Here is a 26,738-nt window from a genome sequence, read left to right as displayed (position 1 = left end):
TACTTTAAAATAGTATAATAGCCATAATAAAAGCTACAATTGCAGTAATTAATCCAACCCCTAATGCTATTGCCCATGACTGATACGGTCTTTTTCCATACTCAATATATTTCTCATTACCCTCTAGCGTTCTTCCCTCTAAAAATGCATTTAACTCTTTGTAGGTTTTTACATCATGATTCTTTTTATGTCTCTCAACTTTACTTGCATAATACATTGATACTAACCATATTAAAATAAATATTAAAAATCCCATATTTTTCCCAAAAACCTTCATAAGTGGAACAACTAATATAATATCTGCTATAAGAAGTATAGTAAAAATCTTACCATCCTTTTCAAATTTAGAAATCTCTTCTTTTTTTATTTCCTTTTTCATTTCTTCAAGGTCTCCTTTAACTAATATATCAAGAGATACATTAAAAAGAGAACTTAATAACAATAAGCTTTTCATATCTGGATAATTTCTATCATTCTCCCAATTTGAAATAGTTTGGCGAGATACAAATATCCTCTCAGCTAATGCCTCTTGTGAAAGCTTTCTATCTGTTCTATATTTCTTTATTTGTTTGCCAATCTCCATCTAATTACCTCCTGTACTATTATCCTATAACCTTAAATTAATTTTGGCTATCAAACGTCTTTGATATTACCTATTTTTAGTATGTAAAAGCTTTTGACACCTCTCAAAGTGTGTAATTATAAGATTCTAATAGCATTAACTTTGTTCCTATTAAAAATAAAAGTATGTTTCTAAAAACTTTAGAGATATACGAAACCTCCTAAGTTTAACTCTAATAATTTTGTTAAAAAAATTATTAATATCATAACATAGATTATAACCTTTAATTTTAAAATGAACTAAAATCTATAAATTAGTAACTCAAATCTAAATTCGCCTAACAATCCTTAAACTTTCACTCCGAAATAAAGTCATTTCAGTACACATTTAAATTCATTTTAAGTTTATATGTTAAAATAATTTTAGGTTTATTAAATATATAAGGAGTGAAAATGATGAAAAATAATAATATTTATATTTTTCTAGGTCTATTAATTAACTCAAGTTCTCTTTTTTAAACACTTTTGGAACAGTAAGTGATTTTACAAAGGGATTACTTTTTGGTATTGGTATTGGTATTGGTTTAATAATAATAGGAATCTATTCTAAAAATCATGATTTATCAAAATTCAAAAAATTTAAGTATAGCTTTTTTAGTAAAATTTTTAGTCAATAGAAATTATGTATATATAACTATTACTTAATACTAGTTACCCTTAGAATCCAAATAAATGTATTTTAAAATTATTTTTGATACAACTCTTCAAACAAGTTTTTAGAGTATAGTTTCTTTTAGGAATAACCCCAAAAATATCTGTTTTAGTGTACAAGTTGTAAAATAAACCTTATTTTAATACAATATAGATAAATAGGAGTTTGTAAAGGGGGAGTATTAAATGAATATATTGAAAAAGATAGCACAACTATTTTGTATAGTATTTACAGTAGCAACTATATTGAGTAGTTCATTGCAGTTGTTAATGGGTAGGCTAACAGATACAAATGAACATATTTTAGATAGAGGAGTTTTAACGTTAATTGGATCATTAGTTTTAATTTTAATGACACAGTTAGAATTTAGAAATAAGTTATTTAGATTTATTGCACCTTATTCTGTGTTCATATCAATTGCACTTTTGTATGTTTTTATAAGCGGTTTTTGGAGCAATCTACATCCAAATGCTTATCGGGATGTATTTTTGAATGATACCATAGCATATATTGTTGTGTACGTTGTTATAAATATAGTTAATAAAATCAAAAAAAAGAGTATACATATTGAAAATTAAGGAGCATTAATGGATAATGCTCTTTTTAGTGTTCAAAAAACATATGATGTATAGTTTGGATGTATTAAAACAACAAGTCTTAAAATTTCCGTTTAGGTGCTAGTTTCTATTTAGAATAAAGTTAAAGCCAGTAGAATCCAAATAAATGGATTTTACAGGCATTTATACTACTGCTCTTTAAACAAGTTTTTAGAGAATAGTTTAAGTTTATTTTAAAAATACTTTTACTTATATCCTAAAATTTATAAATAACTAAGATACAATAATAATTAATGATGATTTAATTATAGGGAAAAACAATGAAACATAAAGGAACTAAAAGTAATAATACTATTAAATTAACATTACTTCTCATATTCTTTATTGGGGTTTGGTTTACTGCTAGCGTATTAGAAGCAACCTTTGTTTGGTTTATTACAATTAATTTAATAGCAATATACCTGATTATTAAAAATAAATCTACTACATCTAAAGATTTTATTTTAGGTATTATTTTCGGTATTTTGTGTATGCCATCAAGTCCTATAATGGGAATTTCCACTATTATCCCTTTTATTGCATCTATTGGAATCTTCAAGAAAAGTAAAAATGCTGTTCATATTTTCGATAATAATAAAAAAAGCATATTAGTATCAGTAATCTTAATATTGGGAGTTGGGATGATACTTGGTGCAATAAATGTATTTTTTGCAATAGGCAGCATACCAATAAATCCAGGTTTTAAAATACAATACGTATTTAATGCTTTACGTGCTGGAATATTTGAAGAAATATTTTTTAGATTATTCTTCTTTGCTATGTGTGTTTATATTACTAATGATTCTAAATTTTCAAAGATTCAAAATCTATTATGTTATTTGATAATGATTCTTCCACATACATTGATACATTTCAATCTTAGTACATTTAATCTTCCAAGTGTTGTAATGTTATCGGTATTATTTGGGTTACCTTTTGCATCAATGTTAAGAAAATTAAATTTAATATCTGCAATTGGTGCTCATTCAATAGTTGATATTATTCGTTTTTGTACTTTTGGTATATAGTTAACTCTATTTAAAAAATAATAAAATCTCTTAGTATAACTAGTCCTAAAATTTCGGTTTAGGGAATAGTTATATCAAAAAGAGTGTAATTGTTTAAATTACTTAATTCTAACAATTACACTCTTTTCTACGTTATTAAAACTTTATTTATTTAATAATTTATAACCATTTCTCTAGTTTCTTTTAAATTATTAAGTATGTTAACTAGCTAATTAACATACTTATCCTTAATCATCTTTACTTTTTAATAAATAGTTTTTCTTAAAAGCAAAGTGATTTGTCATTGAAACGGTCCCATGAAATGATATTAAAAATACTAGTAAAAAGGTAGCCTCCCAATCAAGTAGAGTCCCTAAAATAATTATAATAAATAATAAAATACAAGATTTTATACAACTCTTGTATTGAAAATCATAGTAACTACTATCTATTACTTTTAATGAATCTTCCCACAACATACCTTGTGTTATCCAGTAAGATACTTGATTTCTTTTATAGCATCTATAATTATAAATCAAGTATATAGGAACAAAAACTGCGCTTACTATAATATAAGTACTCATAAATTTCCCCTTCAAATTTAATGAATTTGTAATTTATTTTAATTATTCTTTTACCATTTATACTCCTTTTTCATAAAATAATCCCAACATATCTAACTACAGTAGCTATCAAAATTATATTTATTTAAATAACTTAAAACAAGGTATTTTACTTATACTTAATGAATATTATAAGTTCTAATAATTATATTATAGTATACTTATTAGAACTTATATCCAATTTATTTATAGAGGGTGACTAAAATTAAAAAGAAATTAATAATAACTATATCTATACTAGTTACATTATTAATGATAGGATGTTCAAACAAATTAACAAATCCATCACTAGAAGGTTTCTACCAAAGCGAAATGAAAAACGGGTATTCTATACAATTTTCTTTTCAAAGTGATGATAATACATTTGTATCATACATCAATAATATAGAAATAAATAAAGGTGAATATGAGCCTTTAGGTTATGGAAAGTATGTGTTAAAAGGTGACAGAGAAGAATTAAAAATCGAACTAGAAAAAGATGATTCATTTAACCTTCCTATGGAAAAACTAATAGAAAAGCTAAACGAAGGTAGGCCGATACAAATGAAAAATCTAAGTAAAACACCAACATACTTTGAACAAGTATTTAGTGATGAAGATAAAAAAGCTGTAGAAAACTTATTAAAATAAACATTTTAAAAACACCTGAAATTCATAACTCAAAGCAAAAAGAATTGTATAACAATTTGTTAAACAATTCCTTTTTAAGTTTGTAATTCAGTTTCTTATACAATCTGTTCAACAATTTATATTCAAATAATTGAAATAACTGTATTTGACTTTTATTTTCTAGTTCCTTCTTTTTCTATCTTTTCTAAAGCTTTTGCAGGTACATCCTCTTTATTAATTGTAGTTTCCCCAAGAGAAATTGTTTTACTAGCACTTATCTTGATGTAAGTCCCTGGTGCATAATAATCCTTTGCAGTCCCTCTTTTAGTAAAATCTACTTCTCTTTTATTTCCTTCTTTGTCATATCCAATTAATTTATACTCTTTTCCTTTTTCTTGTTTTTCACCTTCACTATTTACTAACCAAGAATCTTTATTTACTTCATCTGTTGGTACTTGTGTATAATAAGTTTCTGATGCCACATATCTATTATTATAATATCCTTTTGCCCAAAGTGCTCCACCTACAATTATTGATACGACTATTAAAATTCCTAATGTTTTTTTCATATTCTTCCTCCTAAAATTCAAGTTCTTTTTTTCTAAATATAATCATTGAAACTATTACTGGTATTACCATGTATAGTATAATTTCTATTATTGAAGTTATGTTAAAACTTCCTTTTGTTATATAGTTTAGTTTTTCTATAGCTAACAACGTTGTAAACATGTGTTCATTTAAATTTCCTACTAAATCTACTACAAACTGTTGAGCAAGTATAAGATTTAATATCATCCCTACTGTTCCTGATCCTAGCAATACAAATGATATTGTTCCATACATTGCATTTTGATAAAAATAAACTAATATTGTAGATATACCTACATATACAATAATCTTTAGTACTCCTATTCCTGCGCCAAGAGTCAGTTGTAAAAACTGTTCGTGCGTAAGAGTAAGTCCTAAAATCTTTGGTACAACTGTTACAAGTACACCTAACAATACACCTGAAATTACTGATAATATTACTGTTTCTATTGCTTTTGTTAATATAATTTTATTTCTATCAATCCCATATCCTATAGCTATTTGCATTGCTTTACTTTTAAAATCATCTGAGTATATTGATAAAAATATTGGTATCCCTACTACTAAATGATAGAATCCTAAAATAAATCTGTTTTTGAAATATATCCTCCTCCATCTAAATTTGGAGTATATATTATAAATACCATTGTAAGGAATAGCCCTAAAAAAGTTGCTACCGTGTATATTAAAGATTTTTTACGACTTATTCTGTTTAAATCTGCTATTAAATAATTTAACATTTCTTCGCCCCCTCTACTAATTCAAAGTAGTAATCTTCTAACGTCTTTGTAGATGATTTTTCTTGTAAAATTTCTATTTTATTTTCCTTTAAAATTTTCTTTGTTTTCTCAATATCACTTACTTTAATCTCTATAGTATCTGCTTCACTTTCCAAATTGTTTTTATCTATTTCTTTAAGTATTTTTCCTTCGTGAACAATACCAAATCTATTTGCAGTATGTTCTAATTCTCCAAGAATATGAGAAGATACTATTATTGTCATTTTGTACTCTTCATTTAATTTCTTTATTAAGTTTCTAATGTCCGCTATTCCCTGTGGGTCTAGTCCATTTGTAGGTTCGTCTAATATTAGTATTTCTGGGCTACCCAGTATCGCATTTGCTATTCCTAATCTTTGCTTCATTCCCATAGAAAAGTTTTTATATTTTGCTTTTGTTTCATGTAAGTTTACTATTTTTAATACTCTATCAATTTCTCCTTTATCCTTGATTCCTTTTAATTGTCTATAATAGTTTAGGTTCTCTCTAGCATCTAAATAATCAAAGAAGTTTTTCCCTATGAAAACCCTATTTTTTTCCTATTTGCAAGCAATTCATTTTTATCTTTACTACCTTTTATTGATAATTCTCCACTACTAAATTCTGATAATCCTAATATAACTTTAAAAATTGTTGTCTTACCTGCTCCATTTTTTCCTACAAGCCCATAGATTTCACCACTATTTACACTTAAACTTAAGTTTTTAGTGACATGAAATTTGCCATAATATTTATTAATATTTTTTAACTTTATCATATTCTCTCCTTTTCTTTATCCGTGCTTTATTTAACTCTATTTTATACATTCATTCTTAACTAAAAATAAACCCAAGCTTAAATAAACCTTACTTTTTTTAATTTACATAAAAATCAGTAGGTTTCCTAAAGTTTTCCTAATTTTTTACGAATATATTTATAATAAGACTTAGGAGGATAGGCAATCATGATTACAAATCTAATCAGAAATAATAATTTTTTAACTTCACCAAACAACACTTTTTATAATTCATCAAAAAAAGAAGATAAGGATCCTATATTAAAAGCGATTGAGCAAATAATTTTAAGCAAAACTATAACTGAAAAAGAAATTAAAGGAGAAAAACTTACTGAAAAAGAGCAGGAATTCAAAGTTAATAATATAGTAATTCCAGATCCTGATACTATTTTATTAGCTATGTTAGACTCTAAGGAAACAGATGTGCAAAATTCTAGAAGACTAAAGTTTGAGGATAAAGCTAGTGATAATGATATCGTAAAATTAAAAGAGCTGTTAAAAAACAACGCTTAAATTTCTTCTGAAATAACTTAAAGCATTAATAATGCTATAGTGTATTATAGCCTTACTAATGCTTTATATTTTTTTGAAATATGTAATTAAATAGAGAGTTTATCTATAATAAATTATTTTTAGATCCTTTATTTAATATATTTTCATAATCTATAAAATCATAAATATCTTTTTTAAATACATCACTAAACTTTAAAAGTTCATCTATTTCTAAATCTTCAATAGCCTTGTTGTTGTCCTCACAATAAATAACTATACTTCCCACAATTCCATGAGCATCCCTAAACGCAACTCCTTCTTTAACTAAGTAATCTGCAACTTCAGTAGCATTTAAAAATCCATGCTTAACAGCTTTTTTCATGTTTTCTTCATTTACTTTTAAAGTAGCAATCATTCTTTCCATAATAGAAATACACATTTGTACAGTGTTTATACTATCAAAGAAGCCTTCTTTATCTTCTTGCATATCCTTGTTATAAGCAAGTGGTAAACCTTTCATAACCGTAAATAATCCAAATAAACTTCCATAAACACGGCCCGTTTTTCCTCTTATTAACTCAGCACCATCAGGATTTTTCTTTTGTGGCATTATACTGCTACCTGTTGTATATAAATCATCAATTTCTATAAATTTAAATTCTTGACTACTCCATAATATAAGTTCTTCACTTAATCTACTTAAATGCATCATTATTATAGAAAAATCACTCATAAGCTCAAGTAGATAATCTCTATCACTTACACCATCCATATAGTTTTCTACAACTCTACTGAATCCTAATTTTTCCTTAGTAGTTTCTCTATCAATATTATGAGTAGTTCCTGCTAATGCTCCACATCCTAAAGGACATTCATCTAATATTTCTAAAGCGTTAGTAAGTCTTTTTTCATCTCTATCAAACATGCTATAATAAGCCATTAAATGATGTTTAAATGTTACAACTTGGGCTCTTTGTAAATGAGTATATCCTGGCATGATTACACAATTTTTGTAAGCAACTTCTTTTAAAGTTTTCTTAAAGTTTTTTATTAAATCTATTATTTCTATAGTACTTTCTTTAGCAAATAGTCTCATATCTGTTGCTACTTGATCATTTCTGCTACGAGCTGTGTGTAGTTTTTTTCCTACTTCACCGATTCTTTGTATTAAGTTTATTTCTATAAAACTGTGTATATCCTCATAGCTACCTTCTAATAGTAGTTTTTTATTATATATATCTTGATGGATTTTTACCAACCCATCAGTTATAGCTATGCCTTCTTCTTCTGTTAAAAGATTGCACTTAACTTGCATATATACATGAGCAATACTTCCTTCTATATCCTTTTGATACAATACTTTATCGTAATCAAATGATTTGTTAAACTCTTCCATAAGCTTATTTTCTTCTTTTCTAAAACGCCCACCCCATAGTTTCATAAACTTCACCTCGTAATGTATCTAATATTTGTTTTTATATCTACTCTCTTTTTCATAGAATTTATATTTGTTTAATAAACCCGAATTTTATGAATTATGTTTTAAACAGTTAATATATAATTTTATCTATGCTTATTTTATTTTAATGCTTTTATTTTTAAAGGAAGTGTAAATAAATTTATAAACCCACCTGCATCTTTATGATCATATAATTCACTATCTCCAAATGAAGATATAGATTCATCATATAATGCATTTTCCGTAAATATACCAGCAGGTTTTATATTACCTTTGTATAGCTTTATATTTACAGTTCCTGTTATATTTTCTTGAGTTTCTTCTATAAAAGCATCTATTGATTCTTTTAATTTACTAAACCACATTCCGTTATATATAAGTTCTGAATACTTGTGAGCTATTACTTGCTTATAATGTATTGTGTCTTTATCTAGCGTAGCACTTTCTAATATGTTATGAGCCTCATATAGTATAGTCCCCCCTGGAGTTTCATATATTCCTCTTGATTTCATTCCTACTAATCTATTTTCTAATATGTCTATAACTCCTACACCATGCTTTGCCCCTATATCATTTAATGTTTTTATTATTTCTACAGGAGAAAGTTGCTCATTATTTACTTTCTTTGGTTCCCCCTTTTCGAAATAAATCTCCACATATTCTGCTATATCAGATGCCTTTTCAATTGGCTTACACTTTTTATATACTAAATCTTCTTTATGCTCATTCTTTAAATTTTCTATATCTCCACCTTCTGTTGATATATGGAATAGATTTGCATCTACAGAGTAAATTTTTTCTTTGGTTGCTGAAACTTCTATATTATTTTCATTAGCATAGTCTATTGCATCTTCTCTAGATTTTATATCCCATAATCTCCATGGAGCTATAACTTCTATACTTGGATCAATGGCTGATATTGAGGCTTCAAATCTTACTTGATCATTTCCTTTTCCTGTGCAACCATGGCATATATATTTTGCATTTTCTTTATGAGCTATTTCTACTAATCTTTTAGCAATTATAGGTCGAGCTAAAGATGTTCCAAGTAAATATTTATTTTCATATTTTGCCTCAGCCTTTATAGCTTTAAATATTGCTTGTGTTACAAATTCTTCACTTAAATCTTCTATATAAGCTTTACTTGCACCACTTTTTAAAGCTTTTTCATAAATTTCATCCATATTTTCTTCTTGCCCTACATTTGCACATACTGCTATTACATCGATATCGTAATTTTCTTTTAACCAAGGTATTATTATTGATGTATCTAATCCTCCAGAATACGCTAGTATAACTTTTTCTTTAATTTTCATTTTAAACTTCCTCCTAATATAATTTAAGAAGGTATATTTTAATAGGCCTAAATAATCTATATCTTCTGATAATTTCGGATATTAAAAAAGCCTCTTAGTAAAATACTAAGAGGCGAAATTATCGCGGTACCACTCTAATTAATAAGTAAACTTATTATCTCATATCTTTAAGGCAGATTAAACCAACTACTTTACTAATCAATAAAATGTTCAAATAGCCTTCTCCAAAGCTCTCTTCATTTAAACTTCTTTACCAAGCTCCCACCATCCTTGGCTCTCTATAAAATACATTTAAACTACTCTCTTCTTCACTGAATTTTAGGTATTTATTTTGAGATTAATGCTAGCATAGATTTAAATCCATGTCAACATATTTTTCACAGTAAATCTTATCTATATTTTAGATATATTAAAAGCAATATTAAATTAGTCTTAATAATATTTATTGTATATTTTATTAATTTACTAATCGTTTTTTTGAATAGTTATATTTGGGTATATTTCTCATAAAAAAGAACTCTTTTTATTTGTAAAAATGCAATAACAAATTGTAAACAAATTAATTTAATATTTGTTTTACAATTTGTTATTGCATTTCATTTTTAATTTGTTATTAAATTACATATTAAATTTGTTGTACAATTTATAATTAAATAATTGAAATTACTATAAAATCCATAATAAATTCTACTTTATCATCTATATATTATTGCCTTATAATTTAAATACATTTATTATATAATTCTACTTTAAAAAACTTATTTAAACTAATTTTAGCTAAAAAATATAACTGTATTTATATTTTACAGTTATCCTATTTTTAACATAAAACAGATGATAATTCATCTATTTATAGTTTATTAAGTTCAATCAAAATCCTCTTAGTCTCCATAAGTTTATATACATACTTTATCTATATTTTATAATTCTTTAATCCAATATTATCCTACAAAACATATATTTTTATAGTTATATATTAATCTTAAAATATGTTATGATATATAGATAAATATATTAACTTCGCTAGTATTGGAGGATATAATGAACGATAAATACATTGTTTATTTCATTAGTAGAACTAAAGCTAATATGATAAAATTTATTGAAAATAAATTAAAAGAAAATAACTTAAATGACTTGATACCTACACATGGTAATATATTGACTGCACTTTATGAAAGTGATAAAAAACTTACTATGAAAGAAATAGCTAAAAAAATTGGTAAAGATAAGTCCACAGTAACTTCATTAGTAAATAAGCTTATAAATTTAGGTTATCTAAAAAAAGAACAATCTACTGCAGATAGACGAGTTACTTATATAAGTTTAACTGAAAAAGCTAGAGATATTGAAGGTAAATTTAACTTTATATCATCTCAAGTTAAAGAAACGGCTTATAAAGACTTTACAGATGAAGAAAAAAAAGAATTTCTAAGACTTCTTAGAAAACTTAGTTCTAATTTTAAAGTTGAAAATGAAAAATATAAATAAAGAAGAGCCTCATTATAAACTGAGGCTCTTTTTTATTTAATCTATAAATGTCACTACTTCTTCAAGAGGTTTACGAGGTGGTTTTGGAGCTGTATGTTCTTTAGGTACACCTAAAGATATCATAGACATTAACTCAAATCCAGGTTTATCAAATCCTATTAACTCTTCTATCTGAGCCTTAGCATGTGTTGGCCCTGTCATATAGCAAGTTGCATATCCCATATCTGTTGCTGCTAATAAGAAGTTTTCAACTGCAGCACCTATTCCTTGTGCCGCCGATTGTGGAGATACTAACATATCTAAAACTTCTTGTGGTGCATTATTTTCTTTTAATATTTTATACTCTATCATTTTATACTCTGAACCATAAACCATTACAACTACTGGAGCATTTCTAAAGCATGTATAATATTTTATTACACTCATATGCTTATCTCTATCTTTTTCAGTTTTTGCAATTTCACCTAACTTCTCATGACTTTCTGTTACTATATCAGCCATTTTATTTATTAAATCACGATTAGTAAGTACTACAAAGTTCCAATTTTGTTGGTGTTTTGGAGAAGGAGCTTGTGTTGCTGCTTCTAACATTTTTAGTATATCTTCCTTAGGTACTATATCATCTGTATATTTTCTTACACTTTTACGAGCATATATTGCTTCTAAAACATTCATATTGTGTCTCCTTTAGTTTTTATAAATTTAAATTACTTATTATTTACTATACTTTTTCCACATCTTTTTCCAAATACTAATATTTCTGTTATAGCATTTCCACCAAGTCTATTAGTTCCATGAGTCCCTCCAACTATTTCACCTGCTGCATATAGCCCTTTTATAACACTTTCATCATTTCTTAGTACTTGATTTTTATCATTTATTTTAACACCACCCATTGTGTGATGGACTGCTGGTGCTACTATCTGTACATAGTATGGGCCTTCTTTAATTGATATTAGTTGCCCTCTTCTATTAAAATCGTCATCTTTTTTATTATCTACATATGAGTTGTATTTATTTATTGTTTCTTTTAGGTTAGTATAATTTATACTAAAGAAATCACAAGCATCTTCTATAGTTTCAAATTTCCCAAATAGGTTGTCTTTTTCTAACCTCTTAACTTCACCACTATTTGCAGATACACCTTCATTTATAGATTCTACTTCTTTAGACCATATTAAATATGCTCTATTTGAAGTTTGATTAAGTATGCCTTCAGATACAACATCTCTTCTTTCTAATTCTTCAACAAATCTATTACCTTCTTTATTTACAAGTATTGCACCATCAAACCTAGCTCCTCCTACATGAGATAACTCTCCTGTTATAGGATTACTTATAGGGAATGTTTGAATGTAGTTCATATCTATAAACTTAGCATCAACTTCCTCACACATCTCATGACCTTGTCCTGTTACTCCACTAACGTTAGTAGTTTTGTATCTTTCATCTAAACTAGGGTCATATTTTTTTCTCATTTCAACATTTCCACTAAATCCACCTGTTGCTAATACAACACCGTATCTTGCCTTAAATACTATTTCTCTATTATTAAATAAACTATTTACTCCAGTAATTCTATCATCTTCACAAATTAAGTTTTTACACTCAACACCAGTTATTATATCTACTCCTAAATCTTGAGCCTTTTCTCTTAATTTTTGTATAAGTTCTATAGCATATTTTCCTTTAAATACAGAAGCCCTAGGTACTTTATGCCCACCGAAATGTATAAGTTTATCTTCTTTAAATTCTACATTTACAAAATCTTTCAGCCATCTATATGTTGTTAAAGCATTTTCAACTAATATATCAACTTGATCTATATTAGATTTGTTGTCTCCTCCAACTAATATATCTTCACGATAACTCTCTTTTGAGTCAATTATATTCTTTTGTTTTTGCTCATCATTTTGTGGAATATTAACTCCGCCCATTGATACCAACGTATTTCCACCTAAGTTATTCATCTTTTCCAATAATACAACATGAGCTCCATTTGATCTTGCTTCAATAGCTGCACTAAGTCCTGCGCCACCTCCGCCTACAATTACAACGTCATATTCTTCTATATCTTTTAATCTTCTAGTTTTTCCACTAATTATTTTTTCTAATAGTTCTGCATCTAGTGTTAAAGCCTCTAATTCTTCTTTATTAGCTCCAGCTTTAATTAATGCATCCTTAACGGAATCTCTTATTCCTCTGCTTGTCATAGAACACCCTGATACATTTGGAACTAATATAGTATTTTTTTCTATTATGTTTTTATAACATGTTCAAATGCTGGATCAGATATTACTTTCGTTTCGTTATGATCTATAACCTCTATATCTTTTATTTTAGAGTCTGCTATTATAACGTTAAGCTTTATATCTCCTGCATATCCTCTACCAATGCCTGAATAAATTCCGTCTATATAATTCATTTTATCCTCCTAAATACAGCGTGATATTAGTTTTATGTCAAACTAATTTTATATCGTATTTAGTTTTATGTCAAACTTTTTTCAAAAATATTTTTAAAAAAGTTTTTAGAGTATAATTATCATAGATAATATATTAGAATTAATAATAATATTACTTTTTATAATATCAAAAAGGAGAATACATATGAATGAGAATATTAAAGGTACACCTTTAGATTATAGTGATACCAAAGTATCTGTTTATTTTGAAATAGGTGGAATTAAGTTACGAGAAATAAGACAAGTTATAGAGAATATAGATTTGATAGATACTATTCAATATTCAGAGTATGGGTTTGAAGTTATGATACCTATTCAAATAATACCGGAAATAGTTCTTCAACTAACTAAAGAAGAAATAGCTATATATGCTATAAACCGCAAATAACTATATATTAAACTATTTATTTAATAATATTTGCAAAATACACAAAAAAATCCATTCTGCAATATCAGAATGGATTTTTTACCAATTACATATTAGCCATTTTTCTACATTCGTCTGCACATTTTCTACACATATCTGCGCATTTTTGGCAATGATCATCTTTAAACATATTACATTCTTTCTCACATTTTTCACAAATCTTAGCACATAACTCACAATGTTCTTTAGCAAATTGACCACTCATTGACATCATAGATACTGATATTTGACACATCATAGCACATTCAACTAATGTACTAACACAGTTTTTTCTTTCATTAAGATTTGATTCATTTAAACATTCGTTAAAACATTCATAACAAGCTTGAGCGCATTTTTGACATGAATCTATACATGATTGATGTTTATCTGTTTTATTTGTTACTATACCCATTGGTAAGCCTCCTAATATTTTATTATTTCCACAGATATTATTTGCGATTGTCTAATTTTAATACATAACTTTTCCCTATATAAATTATAATTTATCGAACATATTCTATGAATAAATCCTAAAAATAAGCATTAAAATGTAACTTCTCATTGTTATTTAACTAGTTTAAAATACAAAAAGGAATTGCATAACAATTTGTTATACAATTCCTTTTTGTATTTGTTTTTAAAATTGATAAATAATTCGTTATACAATTTCTACTTAATCAATTTAAATTACTATATTGTATAACTATGCCTTATATTAAATACTATTTATAAATAAAAATAATTTTGATAAAAAAATTACTTCGAATCCTAATCAAATCTTTCAACGCTACCTTTGTATATAAATTCTGTGTGCTTACATTCAGGGCACACATGTATATTAAATATTAAATGCTCTTCAACATCAAACAAAGTTTTAAATAATCCCCTATCATTTTCCCTAGACTCAAATCTATACTCCTTTAAAAACTTCATTTCACTATTGCACCTTAAACAATTCATAATTTCCCCTCCAAATATAATTCTTCTTATTAATAATTATTTATAGTATTTTCCCTTTACTATATTCAGTTTAAATTTATTTCATTTGCTCTAATTCTATCTTAGTATCTATTAATAACTTTTCAAAGAATGACTCCAAGTACTTAAAATCTGGTCTAATATTTCTGTTTACATCTGAATAATTAGATAACACTAAAGCATTTCTAAAATATAATGAATTCTTTTTAAATAAATCATTATTTAAGTTATATCCTAAACTTCTCAGGTACTTTATAATAAACACTGCTGTTGTTATTGTATTCCCTTCACAAAACGGGTGTACTTGCCATATTGAAGATATAAACCTTGCTAATCTACTCACTGATACATTAGCACTTTTTTTACTTTCCTCTTTAAAGTCATAAGCTAGTATATCCATTAAATCATTGTAGTCTCCATACATTACGCTATCTCCACCAAGTATCAGCTCTTTTTTACTTATATTATAATCTCTAAACTCTCCAACAGACTTTTCTAGTTCACCTTTAAATAAATCTTTAAATAAAGCTCTATGAATACCTTTTAATGTTATTGGACTAAATTTAAAACTTCCATTTTCTAATAATTGAAGTATTCTAACAGATACCAAATCACATTCTTCAGTCTGAATAATTGCTTCATCATTAGGATCAAGTTATTTGTAGTAAGAGTACAGAGCATTTTCTACTTCTTTATATGTTTTTTACCTTCTATTGAATCTTCCATTAGTTGAATAAGATATTTCGAAGGTTTTAAATTATCTACTTCGTTTAATCCTATCGCAACTTCCCAGTTATTTTTCTTTTCAAATTTATCAATTCTATCTTCTGTCAGCTTTGTATATGATGGTTTTGTGTACATATTTTAATACCTACTTTCACTAGGTTAATTATTTATTATTTCCATTATCCTGTATATAGCTTATATAATAAGATTTAATTTTAAGTCTAGCCATACCTTCGATGATTGTAAATAAATTTAAATATGCCAAACTTAAGTTTATTTAAGAATTCTAAAAATATCAAATCATTTACTATGAAATTATAGTTTCTTTAAATGTGAAATTGTTAAATAAATTATAAATGAAATTCAACTTTAATTTGTAAAACAATTTGTTATTCAATTTCATTTAACATTTGTTTTACAAATATATATTAAATTTGTTTTATCATTTGTATCTTAATACTTGAAATATCTATATTGTAGTAATTTTTCTACCAAAACATATCCATCTCTCTTTTGTGATCTATATCTTCTTTTTCTTCTAATTTATATTCAACAATCTTATTGTCTAAAGTTCCTTTAAAAAACTTATATGAAGTTGCTTTAATAGTTTCAACATCATCTTTATCAAGAGTTATCATAACTGCATCTTCAAACGCCTTTTCCATATATTTATTCTTAAAATCAATATCTTTAAAGTCCATTTTAACTCTTCTTAAAGTGCCTTTAGTAAATATACTTTCATCGGGAATAAAGATTTCCATCTTATTCTCTTTTGTATCAGATATAATTTCTGGCTCAATAATTACCTTGTCATTTATGATGATTTCTTCTTTATTTTCACAATCATTTTCATCATAAGTAATCGCAACTTCTTCTAGCTCTATACCCGGAATTTCTTTTATAATTTCATCCTTTGTAAAGTACTTACGCTTGTCTAAATCTTTAATGTAAAAATCAATAGAATCAACTTTTCGTCCTACTTTATTTTCTTTTATCTCTATTTCAAAATATCCAGTCTCATTAAGCTCTTTTATCGCTGGAAGTATTACTCTTCTCTTAAAATCATTGTATTTACTATATTTATCCTCTAGCATTAATAGTTCTTTAATTTCATCCAATTTATAGTTTATAGTATCTTTTGTCCCACTCCAAAGTCTTAATAAATCATAAAATCGTTGAGCATAAGAATTATTTAGAGATAGCCAAATCTGCACATTAACAGGTGTATATCCCATTTTTAAGTATTCTTTTAATAAGTTATGTATTTTCTCTGATGCTTCAATATTGAATATCCCTAATTCGTCGTCATACTCATATCCATTTATAAATCCATATGCTCCCCATAAATTACCTTTTTTATTTTTCTTTTCTTCCTTGAAGTATATAGGTTTCTTTCTTAGATCTTCTAATACTTCTAAAACCCCTTTAACTGTGTTTTTTGCTTGAATTTAATTATGTCTTTAAATTCAGAGTGACTAATTGAGCAAGTTAACACTCCATCTGATTTTTTTTGAAGTTTATACAACATAGATAAAAATACTCTGTTTTCAATTAAACTTAAGCTATACCTAGCTTTCACCAGCATATTGTTTTTCATCAATATACGATTACTTTCTAATTCTTCTATCAGATTCACGTTTACTATCCCCCTTTAAACTAATTCTAGTTATAGAGTAACAAATGGTTTTTACTACGTCAACGATTTTAATTTTGTCGTTTTTATACTCCCTAATAAGTCGTAATAAATCCCTGATTTGTCGTCTTTACTCCCTAATAAGTCGTAGTTATGTCCCTGATTTGTCGCTTTAAATCCCTAATACGTCGTAATAAATCCCTAATTTGTCGCTTTTAAACTTCTTATCCTTAGTGTTTTCAATGTGTTGAGCTATGTCTAAATACTATTAAATACTATTAAATACTTTTATAAATACTAAGTAAAGACTAGTAAAGGTCTTTTTTCTGTTCTAATCTGTCCTATTAAAAATAAATCCCTGATTTGTCGCTTTTAAAAATACGAATGGAATGTATTAATTTTTTCCTACTAAACTTATTTGATAATAAATCATAATAGCTTTACAAATTAACCAAATGGTTATTACAGTTTCATTTTTAAACTTCCCACTTGTCTTATTAATAAATAGATCCCTAATTTGTCGCTTTAAAAAAAATATAAATACCTCGTTATTTAATTAAAATTTAGGAATTTTTGTTGCGTTACTTAACATAAGTTCAAGTTATATTTTATATTTGTACTATTTTAATAAAGTAAATCCCTAATTTGTCGCTTTTAAAATTCAATTCATATATGTCGTAAACATACACTCATAAATTTGGGGCATTAAACAAAAAGACAGATTTCTCTGCCTTTTCATATTTATATAATTATTTAATTCCTCTACCAAAATGTATCCATTTCTTTTTTGTGATCTAGATCCTCTTTTTCTTCTAGCTTATATTCAACAATCTTATTATCCAAAGTTCCTTTGAAAAACTTGTATGAAGTTGCTTTAATAGTCTCAACATCATCTCTATCAAGAGTTATCATAACTGCATCATCGAAAGCTCTTTCCATATATTCATTCTTAAAATCAATATCTTTAAAATCTTTCTTAAAACTTCTTAAAGTCCCCTTAGTAAATATAGTTTCATCAGGAACAAAGTGCTCAAGTTTTTTAGTTTTTTCTTTTAAAAGACTATCTTCTGTAGTGACACACTCATCATCACTAGAAGTAAGAGCAACGTCTTCAAGTACTATACTAGGAATTTCTTTTATAATTTCATCTTTATTAAAATATTTCCTCTTGTCTAAATCTTTAACGTAGAAATCAATAGATTCAACTTTTCTACCTACTTTGTTTTCTTTTATCTCTATTTCAAAATATCCAGTTTTATTAAGTTCCTTTATTGCTGGAAGTATAACCCTTCTCTTAAAATCTCCATATAAATTATATTTCTCATCTATTTGAAGAAGATCTTTTAACTCCGATACTTCATAGTTTATAACTTGTTTAGTTCCACTCCAAACCCTTAGTAAATCATATAACCTTTGAGCATAGTAATTATTCATTCCAAGTTTAACAATTAAATTAATCGGTGTGTGTCCTTCCCTTTTGTCATAATAATTTTGGATTAAAGTATATATTTCTTCTGTAGCCTTTACTATAAAAGTATCTCTATCTTCATCATAAGTTGAACCATTTATAAGCCCGAATCTATGCCATTTATATTTATCCTTATCTTTTATCTTTTCAGCAATTAAGATTTCCTTTAATCTAAGTGATTCCAATAAATCACTTACTCCTTTTATAGTTTTATCTTTCTCTTTGCCTATTAAATTTCTAAGTTCATTCCTATGAATTTCACAACTTAAAATACCATCTTTTTCCTTTTGAAATTTATATAATAAAAGTTCAAACACTCTATTTTGAACCAATGTTAAGTTGTACTTAGCTTTAACCAAAGAATTGTGTTTCATTAACACTTTTATATCTTCATCCGTTCCAAAATGACTCCTTAACTCTTCTTTATCCATTTTCCACCTCTTATATTTTGATTATATTATAAATAATACTATAATCACTTAACTATGACAATTATTTTAAAAATGTCATAGTTAGACTTCCTAAATGTCATAATTAACTTCCCATTTGTCATACTAAGTTTCCCAAATGTCATAGTTGAACTTCCTATTTGTCATATTAAACTTCCCAAATGTCATAGTTCGCTTCCCATTTGTCATATTTAGAGTCCTCAACTTAAGCAATCCCAATACTTACATATATGTCTAAATACTATAAATACTATTAAATACTTTCTTAAATACTAGTAAAGACTAGTAAAGGTCATTTTTCTTTTCTATTTTTTCATAAAGTAAAATAAGCATTAAAACTCTTTTCAAAATAAATTAGAATAATAAAGGGGGGGATAGATATGATAGAAGGAATTATATGTTTAATTATGGCAGTTATATTTTTTATTTACTCATTATTTGCATTTAAACAAAAGGGTCCATTATTAACAAGTATGTATTACATTTCAAATACAATGGACTTTTACAGCTGCAATTATAGTGATAATTTTTACTGTTATTTATACGTTTGTTGTTTCAGCAAAAAATACGATTAAAAAGTAGATATATACAAAATAATTAAAAATTACGTTTAAAAGGCGATTATTTTGTATAAGCTAACTAGATTATGTATTTTAGATAAAATGCCCTTAGAATCCAAATAAATGGATTTTAAGGGCGTTTCTTCATAAGTATTCCATCTTATTTTTTATATACTCCATAATGAAAAATTCACCGGTGCCCAAATAAGTTTCTTGATCTTTTATATCAATCACTTTAAAACCTTGAGATTCATAGCATCTAATAGCCCTTTTATTCCAACTTCGAACTTCTAATACAATTGGTTTACTAGGATATCTTCTTTTACATTCATCTAAAGCCATATTAACTATTTGTTTGCCTATTCCAATCCCACAATATTCTGGTTTAACACCTATACCAAAGAATACAGATTTTCCCTCATCTAGTAAATTTACAAATCCAATAAGATTATTATTACTGTCTGCATATCCAATGAAATTTTCTCTTTTCTCTTTTTACATAATGATATTTGTTTTTTAATAACCTCATCCCATGAAGGCAAATTGTATATACTACAATCCCCTTCGTATTTCCATGTAGTTATTTCTTTAGCTAATTCTTCATTAAACTTAACTGGATTTAAATTCATAGAAATCCCCCTAATGTAATTTTCAATAAATTGTATACTACCAATTAGGAAAAATCCATATTGGATATGAATTTTAAAACTTAATAGCACCTCTCAAAAATGTAAGAAATGTTTAAGCTTAGTGTCAGGCTATTTTAAGATGAACCAGGTATAATGAATTTATCAAATAAAACAGATCAAGAGGAGGAGTTACACATGACAATATTATTAGGAAGTTTAATCATAGCTCCATTTATATTAGCTGTAGGGGCTGCATTAGTAAGTAGTGAGTTAGAAGTTGCAAATCAACAATAAATTTTGTATTGAAAGAACTATAGAAAAACATATTTAATTAGAGTTTTAAAATAATTAATTTTTATATAGATAAATATTTTTTTAACTAGCTATGTAACAATGTTTAAAGTTAAATTAGTACGTGAAAATCAATAAAAATTCAATTTTAATAAAGAGTTTGTTAATTAGCTAATTAACATAGTGCATATAAAAAGAGCTCCATAATCTAAAAATAGATTAAAGAGCTCTTTTTATTACTATTTGTTAAAAATCTAAAATTTTATTTAGGTTATAATAATACATTTAAATTAAAAAAAATCAAATTGATTATTTTTTAGTAAGAGTAATTTTCATAAGCATAAAAAAAGACACATATTTTTATGTGTCTAATATCAAATCCTAAATAATTGTTTTTTAAAACTTTCAAATTCTGTTTTGATTTTATTTAGATCTATATTTTCTCCGACATCTTCTATAAAATTTAAATCTAAAAGTAAATTTATATTATTATCTAAAACCTCTCTTGTCCATCCTTTAGGCTCCATAAGCTCATATATGTATTTTGTATCAATACCATCTTCAAAATTTGAAATAAGGGCATATAAAAGCCTGCTATCGACATCCAGTATATTTACCAAACTATCATGCACCATCACAATATTGTTAATGTTTTATAGATTAAATCTATTCTTATATTTTTAACTACCATATAATCACCCTTTTTTAATATTAATACCTAAAAAATTAACTTTAATTCATAAACTTTCTTATAATCTCAATTTATTTAATTTAAAAATCTCTAAGATCTTTTCTAGTTTTATTAAATAATTGACTTAAATTTCTTTTCCTAAACATGTTTAACTGAATAATTATTAGATCAAAATTATATATCTATATATAGAATTTAACTTATCTAGTATGTGAGTTTTTGCTAGTTCTCATAAACTTCACGCTCTGCTGCCAATTGGCTTGTATCCCCTGATACAGCACTACCTCCAACAGTAATGTCCCACATGTTTGGCCATCCATCTTTAAATGGCTGCCTTTGTTGAATTAGCATTTTGCCTTCTAAATTAAAAATGCATACATGAACTACTAGATGATAAGTGTTTTCTTTAAATTGGTTACCCCTTACCATTGTTTCACCAGTTTTAATTCTGTCTTTATCATATAAATCCCAGATTTCCATATGTTCACCTCTCAGAATAGATACAATTGTACCTAAATATGTTTTAAGGAATGTCCAAAAGAATCCTTTATAGGCATTTATATTTAAATTATATATGTATTTTCAAACTCCTTTTCTTTGATTAATTTAACTTAATTTAAATTAAAAAGCTGTACATGTAATTTTAATTTCATGTACAGCTTTTTATATCACTTATCTATAGATTTACTCAAAATAAAACAATTCCTCAAACTTTTTATCAAGTGCTATGCAAAGAATCAATGCTAGTTTTGCAGTAGGATTGAATTGCCCAGTTTCAATAGAGCTAATAGTATTGCGGGAAACTCCCACCATTTCTGCAAGTTGACTTTGAGATAATTTTTTATTAGCACGTTCTTGTTTTAAATTATTTTTTAATACTAGTTCTTCATTCATATTTTTCTACCTCAATGATGTTAAAATAAAATTCAATAATGATGCAAGAGAAGCAATTATACCAAATATTGTTGTTACAAGATATGCTTTTTCATGTGTGAATTTGTACTTAGGGATAGATTCAAATGCTAAGTAAGCCCAAAATAATGCAGATACTTCATCACTTCTTTTACCCATAAATAAATTAAATAATACTATGAAAATAAATATAACACAAAGAGCCCTAAAACCTATTGTGCGACCTTTATTCTCAACAAACTCCATGCCCTCATCTCGTTTTGAGTTACGGCTTCTTTTTAATATTTCTTCTTTATTATTCACTATATCCCCTCTTTTGACTTTATTTTATGCCAAGTTTACTTGGTAATTAAATTATACTTAATGCCAAGTTTTATTGTCAATGGTTTTTATATAAGAGTATGTAAAAGTTTTGTAATAAAAAGTATTTTAATTAAACTTATTTATAAACAAACAGTACATGAAAATATAATTTTAATTTCATGTACTGTTTGTTATGTAAATTCAATATTTTAAAACATATTAAATTTAACTTATTCTTCTATTAACTTTTGTAATTCATTTACAAAACGGCATACATGGAAACCATCGCATACTGCATGATGAACCTGTATTGCTAACGGCATCAGATATTGTCCATTTACTTCAGAATACTTGCCCATTGTAAAAATAGGCAATAAATAATTATATCCTTTTTGTAAATTTAAGTTGAATCCCTCAAATGTTGTCCATGGAATCATTGACACTGGAAAATTATTTGTAGGTATATTCGGTTTTGCAATCATGCCTTTTACTGAACTGAAGAGTTCTATATCTTTTCATATGACTTACAAAAGGCATCATAATCATCAGAGTACTCTGTCCAAATATTAGTAAAGGTTTCGGTATCTTGATTAAATACTGTATAACAAGGAATCATTTCATCAAAAACACCTAACTCTCCATCCATATTAAAAGCAGTTCTAAATTCACTATGATTATTAACTACTTTTGTAATGAAATATAACATTGTTGGATATATTTTCTTATTTGAATTTTTAATTTTTGTAATATCTAATTTAACAGTCATGCTGTATGTGCAGGGAACGTCAGAAAAGTAATGTTCAAAATACTCTTTTCTATCCCAAGTTTCTTTATTTATGATTTTAAAGCTCATTAATAACTTTTCCTTTCTAATTTATATAATTTTATATACTTAGTTGGTAATAAATTAATTATATGTACCTAATCAATTGAGGAATCATATAACAAACTACTATTGTTACAATTATTACTAGATTACCCATTGCATAGTAACTGTTTTCATCTTTTTTATTTATTGGAAAATAACAATAGATATAAATAACCCCCCTAATAAAGTGAACCATGAACTACTTGTCAATTTATTATCGTGCAAACCATTTAAACTGATTTGGATAGAGGCTACGCAAATTAATATTGTAGTTATAAGAAACAATTTCCCCTTTTTATTCATTCGTATTCCTCCTATATTCCCTAATAGTATGTAACAATTGCCAACTTGATTATATTATACACAACATTCATTATATTTTTTTGATGCACAATTCAAAGGAATTTACCATCCCTTGAAGCCATCATGAAGTGAATTTATCAAAGTTTGTACGACAACATTTATTAATTACGAAGATAGCTAATATAGCTTATTTATTATAACTTCTTAGATAGATACAGGTTTAGATCATCATCATTTTTACAATCACAATATTGTTCTAAAACTTTATCATTGTACCAAACACCACTTCCATCAGGAATATACCCTCTCTTTGCGTACAATCTTTGAGCAGAACCATATCCATAATGGAGTCCAACACCTAAGCATATTTCATTAGAATATTCTTTAACTTTATTTTCCATATACTCAAGTATAGCTGTTCCAACTCCGTTACGTTGATATTTTTCAAGTACATTGAAATCATAAATGATTGGAGTATTTTTATTTGCAAAGGGACCATTTTCAGCATTTTGAACAAGGGTTGCATACCCTAATACTTGATTATTACAAGCAGCAACAAAAACTTTACGTTTTCCAGATTGTTGTTCACTATAGTACTGATCAAATAATGAAACAGGCTTGTTCCACCCCTGAGATTTAAAAGCTTTATAAAACTCTAACGAATCCGATTCAATCATATTTCTAATTAATATATCCAAAACAAATCCCCCCTAACTATGTAGACTTATGTAATTAAAAATTAACTACGATAATTATTAATTACATAAGCACTTTCAAATCCCTTTTCTTTAGCTAGTTTAAATAGATTTAAATCATTACTTTAAAAATTAAACCTATTATTTTGTGACATATTTCATGTTACTAAAATGATATATTTCAATAATAAATTCTTTAGTTATGTCTCCTTCATATATGTATCCAAAAAATTTTGATTGGTTATATCCATAAGTCTCATCAATAATCTCGAAATTTATAGTATTAAACTTTTCTACAAAATCTTGTAAACTAAATTTCTCTCCTGAGAACTTACCCAAATTACCTTCTAAATTAAATATACATACAGAACAATAATCTAAATCAACATTATTAAACTCTATAAAACCCTTTGTTAGATTACAATCATTATCTATTTTATAATAACCTTCATTAAAATAAAGAATTACTTTGTCTGATGTTATTTCAATTTTATTAACTTTTGCATCATGTAAACTGTATGGTAAATCTATAATATTTTTACGTTCTATCTCTTTCATAAAAACCTCCCTAAAACATATTTTTAATGTATATGCATCTTTAAATTATTCTGTATAAATTTTAAATCTTCCAATAAACTCCGTTTGGCAATTTGCATAAATATCCCTCAAATTTATCCTTTATCTTTCCTGTATTCAAGTCTCGTATTATTACGTTTTCATGATAATCAGGATCCTCATACCACTCAGAAAAGTATAAATCTTCACCATTACGAAATAGTAGTCCCTCTGTTTGACCTATTTCTATTTTTTTATTCTCTGGCCATACAATTTCGTATATACCATTATTTGAATCTCTACAAAGCATTAGAGGAGATGTTTTTAACATAAGATTATAGCAATTCTCAACTACATTTAATTGTAATTCTTCAATAGTCTCAAGTCTTTGTTCATCAGGAAAATAACAGGTTATATGGATTATCTGTTTACAGAAATCAATACTCAGAAAGAATAGATTACCATTATCCCAAACTGGACGTTCTATATATACGTTTTCACTAGATTCAAATGGACTATGAACAGTACCATCTGGAAAATGAATCAAATGGCAATTCATGCCTGAAAAAGTTTTACCCGATTTAATTGTTTCTTCAGCATCATATAAATCACAAGATGTATCTTCACCCTCTTTACAAAAATACCACTCTGTTGTTCCTTCTATTTGCTCAGGATAGCATCCTGGGAGTCCATCTATTTTTATAATATTCATTAGGTACCCTCCTATTTAGTGTTTGTTATATATTTTCAATTAAATCCACTTTAAAATTTCTATTTATCATTATGTAAAAACTTGTAAATTAAAAAGATATAAGCTAAGATGCTTATTTTTATAAATATGTGAACCCAAATTATATGCACTTATTTATCTCTCCATTTTTATTAACTACCTCTATTTGATCGCATCTTGAATATATGACAATGAAATTGTCATTGCATCAATTATTTTTTTAGACGAGTATATGTTCCTGTTCCTTCTTTTGAATTAAGCATAGCTTTTTTGCTTTTATTGATAATAGATGTTATTTGAATTACTGCTTTTAAAAGTTCATCTTGTGTATAATCATTATTTTGATTTGTAATTAAAGACTGTGAAATAGATAAAGCTTTTATACGATTTCTAGAAAGAGATAGTTGTGGCGAACCTTCTTTGAATTTAGGTTGTATTTTTTCACAGTTAATAATTGTAGATTTTATAATTTTTAAAGTATCCTCTATTTGTTGGTCAGTATATTTACTCATTAGATGTCTCCTTAATTCATTGTTTTATTTATGATTATAAATTATAAAACATAAATGCACTCAAAAACTTTTTTCAGAAAAATTTTTTACCTATATAATTCTCAAATATCTTTTGGGACTTAATCATTTGTCTAAATTACACTTAAGTTAAATTAATTTTAAAAGGAGGAATGAAAATGCCAGATATGAAATTAGCTCCAAACGCTTCAGAAGTTGCTCAAATGTCAGCTTTAAGAATCAAATATGATTGTGGTTTAGGTGAAAATGGAAGAACAATAGTTAAAACTAGAAGTTTTTCAAACATTAAACACGATGCAAAAGTTGTTGATGTTTACAATGTAGCTGAGATATTAAATGGTCTACAAAAGCATGACGTACTATCTGTAGTAAAAATAGACAACACAGAATTAACACCAGAAAATTAAAATGTGCTTCGGATTTTATCCGTTGCTAAAAAATAAGAAAGGGGATTAAAAAATGAGAAATATAGAAACTAGATTATTAATGGTTTTCTCTACAACTCTTGGAAGAAAAGTAAGCTTATTTGTATCAGA

At 26.4% G+C, this 26,738-nt stretch carries 35 protein-coding genes, 2 pseudogenes and 1 other annotated feature; of the genes and pseudogenes, 7 read left to right on the top strand and 30 right to left on the bottom strand.

Annotated features, from left to right (window positions below):
* Window positions 1-4: 4 nt before the first annotated feature.
* Window positions 5-583, bottom strand: coding sequence for a helix-turn-helix domain-containing protein (locus LEQ07_RS13010; RefSeq protein WP_263330973.1), 579 nt, complete (start codon window positions 581-583; stop codon window positions 5-7).
* A gap of 875 nt (window positions 584-1,458) precedes the next feature.
* Here LEQ07_RS13010 and LEQ07_RS13005 point away from each other — a divergent pair.
* Together LEQ07_RS13005 and LEQ07_RS13000 are read left to right on the top strand one after the other, a co-directional pair.
* Window positions 1,459-1,851 (top strand): DUF6608 family protein, encoded by a 393-nt coding sequence (locus LEQ07_RS13005; protein WP_263330971.1) that lies wholly within the window; start codon window positions 1,459-1,461, stop codon window positions 1,849-1,851.
* A gap of 299 nt (window positions 1,852-2,150) precedes the next feature.
* On the top strand, window positions 2,151-2,897 hold the full coding sequence (locus LEQ07_RS13000) for a CPBP family glutamic-type intramembrane protease (protein ID WP_263330969.1): 747 nt from the start codon (window positions 2,151-2,153) through the stop codon (window positions 2,895-2,897).
* A 227-nt stretch (window positions 2,898-3,124) separates the two neighbouring features.
* Here the strand turns inward: LEQ07_RS13000 and LEQ07_RS12995 are convergent, their stop codons facing one another.
* Window positions 3,125-3,460 carry a hypothetical protein gene (locus tag LEQ07_RS12995; protein WP_263330968.1) on the bottom strand — a complete coding sequence of 112 codons (336 nt, stop codon included), beginning with the start codon at window positions 3,458-3,460 and terminating at the stop codon, window positions 3,125-3,127.
* Between the two features lie 234 nt (window positions 3,461-3,694).
* On the opposite strand from LEQ07_RS12995, the gene LEQ07_RS12990 reads away from it, so the two are divergent.
* Window positions 3,695-4,129 carry a hypothetical protein gene (locus LEQ07_RS12990; protein ID WP_263330966.1) on the top strand — a complete coding sequence of 145 codons (435 nt, stop codon included), beginning with the start codon at window positions 3,695-3,697 and terminating at the stop codon, window positions 4,127-4,129.
* Window positions 4,130-4,281: 152 nt separating this feature from the next.
* Here LEQ07_RS12990 and LEQ07_RS12985 read toward each other — a convergent pair whose 3' ends face one another.
* The 5 genes from LEQ07_RS12985 to LEQ07_RS12965 all read right to left on the bottom strand — a co-directional run bounded on the left by LEQ07_RS12985 (window position 4,282) and on the right by LEQ07_RS12965 (window position 6,232).
* Complete coding sequence (locus LEQ07_RS12985; RefSeq protein WP_263330964.1) at window positions 4,282-4,677, bottom strand: YxeA family protein; 396 nt, start codon at window positions 4,675-4,677, stop codon at window positions 4,282-4,284.
* A gap of 10 nt (window positions 4,678-4,687) precedes the next feature.
* On the bottom strand, window positions 4,688-5,203 hold the full coding sequence (locus tag LEQ07_RS12980) for a hypothetical protein (protein WP_263330963.1): 516 nt from the start codon (window positions 5,201-5,203) through the stop codon (window positions 4,688-4,690).
* Window positions 5,204-5,274: 71 nt separating this feature from the next.
* Window positions 5,275-5,436 (bottom strand): hypothetical protein, encoded by a 162-nt coding sequence (locus LEQ07_RS12975; protein ID WP_263330962.1) that lies wholly within the window; start codon window positions 5,434-5,436, stop codon window positions 5,275-5,277.
* Window positions 5,430-5,996: an ATP-binding cassette domain-containing protein gene (locus LEQ07_RS12970; RefSeq protein ID WP_263331009.1), complete on the bottom strand. Its 567-nt coding sequence runs from the start codon at window positions 5,994-5,996 to the stop codon at window positions 5,430-5,432. The genes LEQ07_RS12975 and LEQ07_RS12970 overlap by 7 nt, the downstream gene beginning before the upstream one ends.
* A complete protein-coding gene (locus LEQ07_RS12965; RefSeq protein ID WP_263330961.1) occupies window positions 5,993-6,232 on the bottom strand; it encodes an ATP-binding cassette domain-containing protein in 240 nt (79 codons plus the stop codon). Before LEQ07_RS12965 ends, LEQ07_RS12970 begins: the two co-directional genes overlap by 4 nt.
* 186 nt (window positions 6,233-6,418) lie before the next feature.
* On the opposite strand from LEQ07_RS12965, the gene LEQ07_RS12960 reads away from it, so the two are divergent.
* The gene (locus tag LEQ07_RS12960; RefSeq protein WP_263330960.1) at window positions 6,419-6,763 is read left to right on the top strand and encodes a hypothetical protein; all 345 of its coding nucleotides are present in this window, start codon (window positions 6,419-6,421) and stop codon (window positions 6,761-6,763) included.
* A 103-nt stretch (window positions 6,764-6,866) separates the two neighbouring features.
* On the opposite strand, the gene argH is transcribed toward LEQ07_RS12960, so the two are convergent.
* Both argH and LEQ07_RS12950 read right to left on the bottom strand, forming a co-directional pair.
* Window positions 6,867-8,183 (bottom strand): argininosuccinate lyase, encoded by a 1,317-nt coding sequence (gene argH / locus LEQ07_RS12955; protein WP_263330959.1) that lies wholly within the window; start codon window positions 8,181-8,183, stop codon window positions 6,867-6,869.
* Between the two features lie 137 nt (window positions 8,184-8,320).
* Window positions 8,321-9,511: an argininosuccinate synthase gene (locus tag LEQ07_RS12950; RefSeq protein WP_263331008.1), complete on the bottom strand. Its 1,191-nt coding sequence runs from the start codon at window positions 9,509-9,511 to the stop codon at window positions 8,321-8,323.
* 111 nt (window positions 9,512-9,622) lie between these two features.
* Window positions 9,623-9,838, bottom strand: a binding site (T-box leader).
* A gap of 720 nt (window positions 9,839-10,558) precedes the next feature.
* Between LEQ07_RS12950 and LEQ07_RS12945 the strand changes: the two genes are divergently transcribed.
* On the top strand, window positions 10,559-11,008 hold the full coding sequence (locus LEQ07_RS12945; RefSeq protein ID WP_263330958.1) for a MarR family winged helix-turn-helix transcriptional regulator: 450 nt from the start codon (window positions 10,559-10,561) through the stop codon (window positions 11,006-11,008).
* A gap of 36 nt (window positions 11,009-11,044) precedes the next feature.
* On the opposite strand, the gene LEQ07_RS12940 is transcribed toward LEQ07_RS12945, so the two are convergent.
* The 3 genes from LEQ07_RS12940 to LEQ07_RS12930 are packed head-to-tail and all read right to left on the bottom strand — an operon-like array spanning window position 11,045 to window position 13,433.
* Window positions 11,045-11,683, bottom strand: coding sequence for a nitroreductase family protein (locus LEQ07_RS12940; RefSeq protein WP_263330956.1), 639 nt, complete (start codon window positions 11,681-11,683; stop codon window positions 11,045-11,047).
* Window positions 11,684-11,715: 32 nt separating this feature from the next.
* The gene (locus LEQ07_RS12935) at window positions 11,716-13,221 is read right to left on the bottom strand and encodes a flavocytochrome c (RefSeq protein WP_263330954.1); all 1,506 of its coding nucleotides are present in this window, start codon (window positions 13,219-13,221) and stop codon (window positions 11,716-11,718) included.
* A 44-nt stretch (window positions 13,222-13,265) separates the two neighbouring features.
* Window positions 13,266-13,433, bottom strand: a complete 168-nt coding sequence (locus tag LEQ07_RS12930; protein ID WP_263330953.1) for an FMN-binding protein — start codon at window positions 13,431-13,433, stop codon at window positions 13,266-13,268.
* A gap of 184 nt (window positions 13,434-13,617) precedes the next feature.
* Here LEQ07_RS12930 and LEQ07_RS12925 point away from each other — a divergent pair, with 184 nt between their 5' ends.
* Window positions 13,618-13,860 carry a hypothetical protein gene (locus LEQ07_RS12925; protein WP_046822968.1) on the top strand — a complete coding sequence of 81 codons (243 nt, stop codon included), beginning with the start codon at window positions 13,618-13,620 and terminating at the stop codon, window positions 13,858-13,860.
* A gap of 85 nt (window positions 13,861-13,945) precedes the next feature.
* Here LEQ07_RS12925 and LEQ07_RS12920 read toward each other — a convergent pair whose 3' ends face one another.
* The 18 genes and pseudogenes from LEQ07_RS12920 to LEQ07_RS12835 all read right to left on the bottom strand — a co-directional run bounded on the left by LEQ07_RS12920 (window position 13,946) and on the right by LEQ07_RS12835 (window position 26,184).
* On the bottom strand, window positions 13,946-14,293 hold the full coding sequence (locus LEQ07_RS12920; protein WP_263330952.1) for a four-helix bundle copper-binding protein: 348 nt from the start codon (window positions 14,291-14,293) through the stop codon (window positions 13,946-13,948).
* 356 nt (window positions 14,294-14,649) lie between these two features.
* Window positions 14,650-14,841, bottom strand: a complete 192-nt coding sequence (locus tag LEQ07_RS12915; RefSeq protein WP_025162423.1) for a hypothetical protein — start codon at window positions 14,839-14,841, stop codon at window positions 14,650-14,652.
* A 76-nt stretch (window positions 14,842-14,917) separates the two neighbouring features.
* Window positions 14,918-15,469 carry a Fic family protein gene (locus tag LEQ07_RS12910; RefSeq protein WP_263330949.1) on the bottom strand — a complete coding sequence of 184 codons (552 nt, stop codon included), beginning with the start codon at window positions 15,467-15,469 and terminating at the stop codon, window positions 14,918-14,920.
* A gap of 74 nt (window positions 15,470-15,543) precedes the next feature.
* Window positions 15,544-15,720 (bottom strand): hypothetical protein, encoded by a 177-nt coding sequence (locus LEQ07_RS12905; protein WP_263330948.1) that lies wholly within the window; start codon window positions 15,718-15,720, stop codon window positions 15,544-15,546.
* 353 nt (window positions 15,721-16,073) lie between these two features.
* Window positions 16,074-16,820, bottom strand: coding sequence for a replication initiation protein (locus LEQ07_RS12900; protein ID WP_332843183.1), 747 nt, complete (start codon window positions 16,818-16,820; stop codon window positions 16,074-16,076).
* Window positions 16,803-17,170, bottom strand: a pseudogene (locus LEQ07_RS21615) (replication initiation protein); the annotation flags it as partial. The gene LEQ07_RS12900 and the pseudogene LEQ07_RS21615, both read right to left, overlap by 18 nt.
* 810 nt (window positions 17,171-17,980) lie before the next feature.
* Window positions 17,981-19,117 (bottom strand): replication initiation protein, encoded by a 1,137-nt coding sequence (locus tag LEQ07_RS12890; RefSeq protein ID WP_263330946.1) that lies wholly within the window; start codon window positions 19,115-19,117, stop codon window positions 17,981-17,983.
* A gap of 722 nt (window positions 19,118-19,839) precedes the next feature.
* Window positions 19,840-20,139, bottom strand: coding sequence for a GNAT family N-acetyltransferase (locus LEQ07_RS12885; protein WP_263331006.1), 300 nt, complete (start codon window positions 20,137-20,139; stop codon window positions 19,840-19,842).
* A complete protein-coding gene (locus LEQ07_RS12880) occupies window positions 20,127-20,324 on the bottom strand; it encodes a hypothetical protein (protein WP_263330945.1) in 198 nt (65 codons plus the stop codon). Before LEQ07_RS12880 ends, LEQ07_RS12885 begins: the two co-directional genes overlap by 13 nt.
* A 665-nt stretch (window positions 20,325-20,989) precedes the next feature.
* Window positions 20,990-21,235 carry a hypothetical protein gene (locus LEQ07_RS12875; RefSeq protein WP_263330944.1) on the bottom strand — a complete coding sequence of 82 codons (246 nt, stop codon included), beginning with the start codon at window positions 21,233-21,235 and terminating at the stop codon, window positions 20,990-20,992.
* Between the two features lie 293 nt (window positions 21,236-21,528).
* Window positions 21,529-21,786, bottom strand: a complete 258-nt coding sequence (locus LEQ07_RS12870) for an NUDIX hydrolase (protein WP_332843177.1) — start codon at window positions 21,784-21,786, stop codon at window positions 21,529-21,531.
* A 204-nt stretch (window positions 21,787-21,990) separates the two neighbouring features.
* Window positions 21,991-22,200, bottom strand: a complete 210-nt coding sequence (locus LEQ07_RS12865) for a helix-turn-helix transcriptional regulator (RefSeq protein WP_150887168.1) — start codon at window positions 22,198-22,200, stop codon at window positions 21,991-21,993.
* A gap of 6 nt (window positions 22,201-22,206) precedes the next feature.
* Entirely contained in the window at window positions 22,207-22,521 is a 315-nt protein-coding gene (locus LEQ07_RS12860) for a DUF6442 family protein (protein ID WP_150887169.1), read from the bottom strand.
* A 230-nt stretch (window positions 22,522-22,751) separates the two neighbouring features.
* A pseudogene (catA, locus tag LEQ07_RS12855) lies at window positions 22,752-23,374 on the bottom strand (type A chloramphenicol O-acetyltransferase).
* 512 nt (window positions 23,375-23,886) lie between these two features.
* On the bottom strand, window positions 23,887-24,390 hold the full coding sequence (locus tag LEQ07_RS12850; protein WP_263330943.1) for a GNAT family N-acetyltransferase: 504 nt from the start codon (window positions 24,388-24,390) through the stop codon (window positions 23,887-23,889).
* Window positions 24,391-24,528: 138 nt separating this feature from the next.
* Window positions 24,529-24,945 (bottom strand): hypothetical protein, encoded by a 417-nt coding sequence (locus LEQ07_RS12845; protein ID WP_234249272.1) that lies wholly within the window; start codon window positions 24,943-24,945, stop codon window positions 24,529-24,531.
* Between the two features lie 61 nt (window positions 24,946-25,006).
* Window positions 25,007-25,654 (bottom strand): hypothetical protein, encoded by a 648-nt coding sequence (locus tag LEQ07_RS12840; RefSeq protein WP_263330942.1) that lies wholly within the window; start codon window positions 25,652-25,654, stop codon window positions 25,007-25,009.
* A 230-nt stretch (window positions 25,655-25,884) separates the two neighbouring features.
* Window positions 25,885-26,184: a hypothetical protein gene (locus tag LEQ07_RS12835; protein ID WP_263330941.1), complete on the bottom strand. Its 300-nt coding sequence runs from the start codon at window positions 26,182-26,184 to the stop codon at window positions 25,885-25,887.
* A gap of 176 nt (window positions 26,185-26,360) precedes the next feature.
* Here LEQ07_RS12835 and LEQ07_RS12830 point away from each other — a divergent pair, with 176 nt between their 5' ends.
* Window positions 26,361-26,609, top strand: a complete 249-nt coding sequence (locus tag LEQ07_RS12830) for a DUF1659 domain-containing protein (protein ID WP_025163037.1) — start codon at window positions 26,361-26,363, stop codon at window positions 26,607-26,609.
* Window positions 26,610-26,738: the final 129 nt, after the last annotated feature.

Origin of the sequence: Paraclostridium sp. AKS73 (assembly GCF_025671395.1) — a bacterium.
GTDB lineage: Bacteria > Bacillota > Clostridia > Peptostreptococcales > Peptostreptococcaceae > Paraclostridium > Paraclostridium benzoelyticum.
Note: the sequence above shows the minus strand (reverse complement) of the source record. Positions and strands in the feature narration are given on the sequence as shown.

Excerpts from the sequence above, each read along its gene's own strand:
- LEQ07_RS13010 (WP_263330973.1), bottom strand. The coding sequence starts at position 583 with ATGGAGATTGGCAAACAAATAAAGAAATATAGAACAGATAGAAAGCTT.
- LEQ07_RS13005 (WP_263330971.1), top strand. The coding sequence starts at position 1,459 with ATGAATATATTGAAAAAGATAGCACAACTATTTTGTATAGTATTTACA.
- LEQ07_RS13000 (WP_263330969.1), top strand. The coding sequence starts at position 2,151 with ATGAAACATAAAGGAACTAAAAGTAATAATACTATTAAATTAACATTA.
- LEQ07_RS12995 (WP_263330968.1), bottom strand. The coding sequence starts at position 3,460 with ATGAGTACTTATATTATAGTAAGCGCAGTTTTTGTTCCTATATACTTG.
- LEQ07_RS12985 (WP_263330964.1), bottom strand. The coding sequence starts at position 4,677 with ATGAAAAAAACATTAGGAATTTTAATAGTCGTATCAATAATTGTAGGT.
- LEQ07_RS12980 (WP_263330963.1), bottom strand. The coding sequence starts at position 5,203 with ATGCAAATAGCTATAGGATATGGGATTGATAGAAATAAAATTATATTA.
- LEQ07_RS12975 (WP_263330962.1), bottom strand. The coding sequence starts at position 5,436 with ATGTTAAATTATTTAATAGCAGATTTAAACAGAATAAGTCGTAAAAAA.
- LEQ07_RS12965 (WP_263330961.1), bottom strand. The coding sequence starts at position 6,232 with ATGATAAAGTTAAAAAATATTAATAAATATTATGGCAAATTTCATGTC.
- LEQ07_RS12960 (WP_263330960.1), top strand. The coding sequence starts at position 6,419 with ATGATTACAAATCTAATCAGAAATAATAATTTTTTAACTTCACCAAAC.
- argH (WP_263330959.1), bottom strand. The coding sequence starts at position 8,183 with ATGAAACTATGGGGTGGGCGTTTTAGAAAAGAAGAAAATAAGCTTATG.
- LEQ07_RS12945 (WP_263330958.1), top strand. The coding sequence starts at position 10,559 with ATGAACGATAAATACATTGTTTATTTCATTAGTAGAACTAAAGCTAAT.
- LEQ07_RS12940 (WP_263330956.1), bottom strand. The coding sequence starts at position 11,683 with ATGAATGTTTTAGAAGCAATATATGCTCGTAAAAGTGTAAGAAAATAT.
- LEQ07_RS12935 (WP_263330954.1), bottom strand. The coding sequence starts at position 13,221 with ATGACAAGCAGAGGAATAAGAGATTCCGTTAAGGATGCATTAATTAAA.
- LEQ07_RS12930 (WP_263330953.1), bottom strand. The coding sequence starts at position 13,433 with ATGAATTATATAGACGGAATTTATTCAGGCATTGGTAGAGGATATGCA.
- LEQ07_RS12925 (WP_046822968.1), top strand. The coding sequence starts at position 13,618 with ATGAATGAGAATATTAAAGGTACACCTTTAGATTATAGTGATACCAAA.
- LEQ07_RS12920 (WP_263330952.1), bottom strand. The coding sequence starts at position 14,293 with ATGGGTATAGTAACAAATAAAACAGATAAACATCAATCATGTATAGAT.
- LEQ07_RS12915 (WP_025162423.1), bottom strand. The coding sequence starts at position 14,841 with ATGAATTGTTTAAGGTGCAATAGTGAAATGAAGTTTTTAAAGGAGTAT.
- LEQ07_RS12905 (WP_263330948.1), bottom strand. The coding sequence starts at position 15,720 with ATGTACACAAAACCATCATATACAAAGCTGACAGAAGATAGAATTGAT.
- LEQ07_RS12900 (WP_332843183.1), bottom strand. The coding sequence starts at position 16,820 with ATGGGATATACACCTGTTAATGTGCAGATTTGGCTATCTCTAAATAAT.
- LEQ07_RS12890 (WP_263330946.1), bottom strand. The coding sequence starts at position 19,117 with ATGGATAAAGAAGAGTTAAGGAGTCATTTTGGAACGGATGAAGATATA.
- LEQ07_RS12880 (WP_263330945.1), bottom strand. The coding sequence starts at position 20,324 with ATGAATTTAAATCCAGTTAAGTTTAATGAAGAATTAGCTAAAGAAATA.
- LEQ07_RS12870 (WP_332843177.1), bottom strand. The coding sequence starts at position 21,786 with ATGGAAATCTGGGATTTATATGATAAAGACAGAATTAAAACTGGTGAA.
- LEQ07_RS12865 (WP_150887168.1), bottom strand. The coding sequence starts at position 22,200 with ATGAATGAAGAACTAGTATTAAAAAATAATTTAAAACAAGAACGTGCT.
- LEQ07_RS12845 (WP_234249272.1), bottom strand. The coding sequence starts at position 24,945 with ATGAAAGAGATAGAACGTAAAAATATTATAGATTTACCATACAGTTTA.
- LEQ07_RS12840 (WP_263330942.1), bottom strand. The coding sequence starts at position 25,654 with ATGAATATTATAAAAATAGATGGACTCCCAGGATGCTATCCTGAGCAA.
- LEQ07_RS12835 (WP_263330941.1), bottom strand. The coding sequence starts at position 26,184 with ATGAGTAAATATACTGACCAACAAATAGAGGATACTTTAAAAATTATA.
- LEQ07_RS12830 (WP_025163037.1), top strand. The coding sequence starts at position 26,361 with ATGCCAGATATGAAATTAGCTCCAAACGCTTCAGAAGTTGCTCAAATG.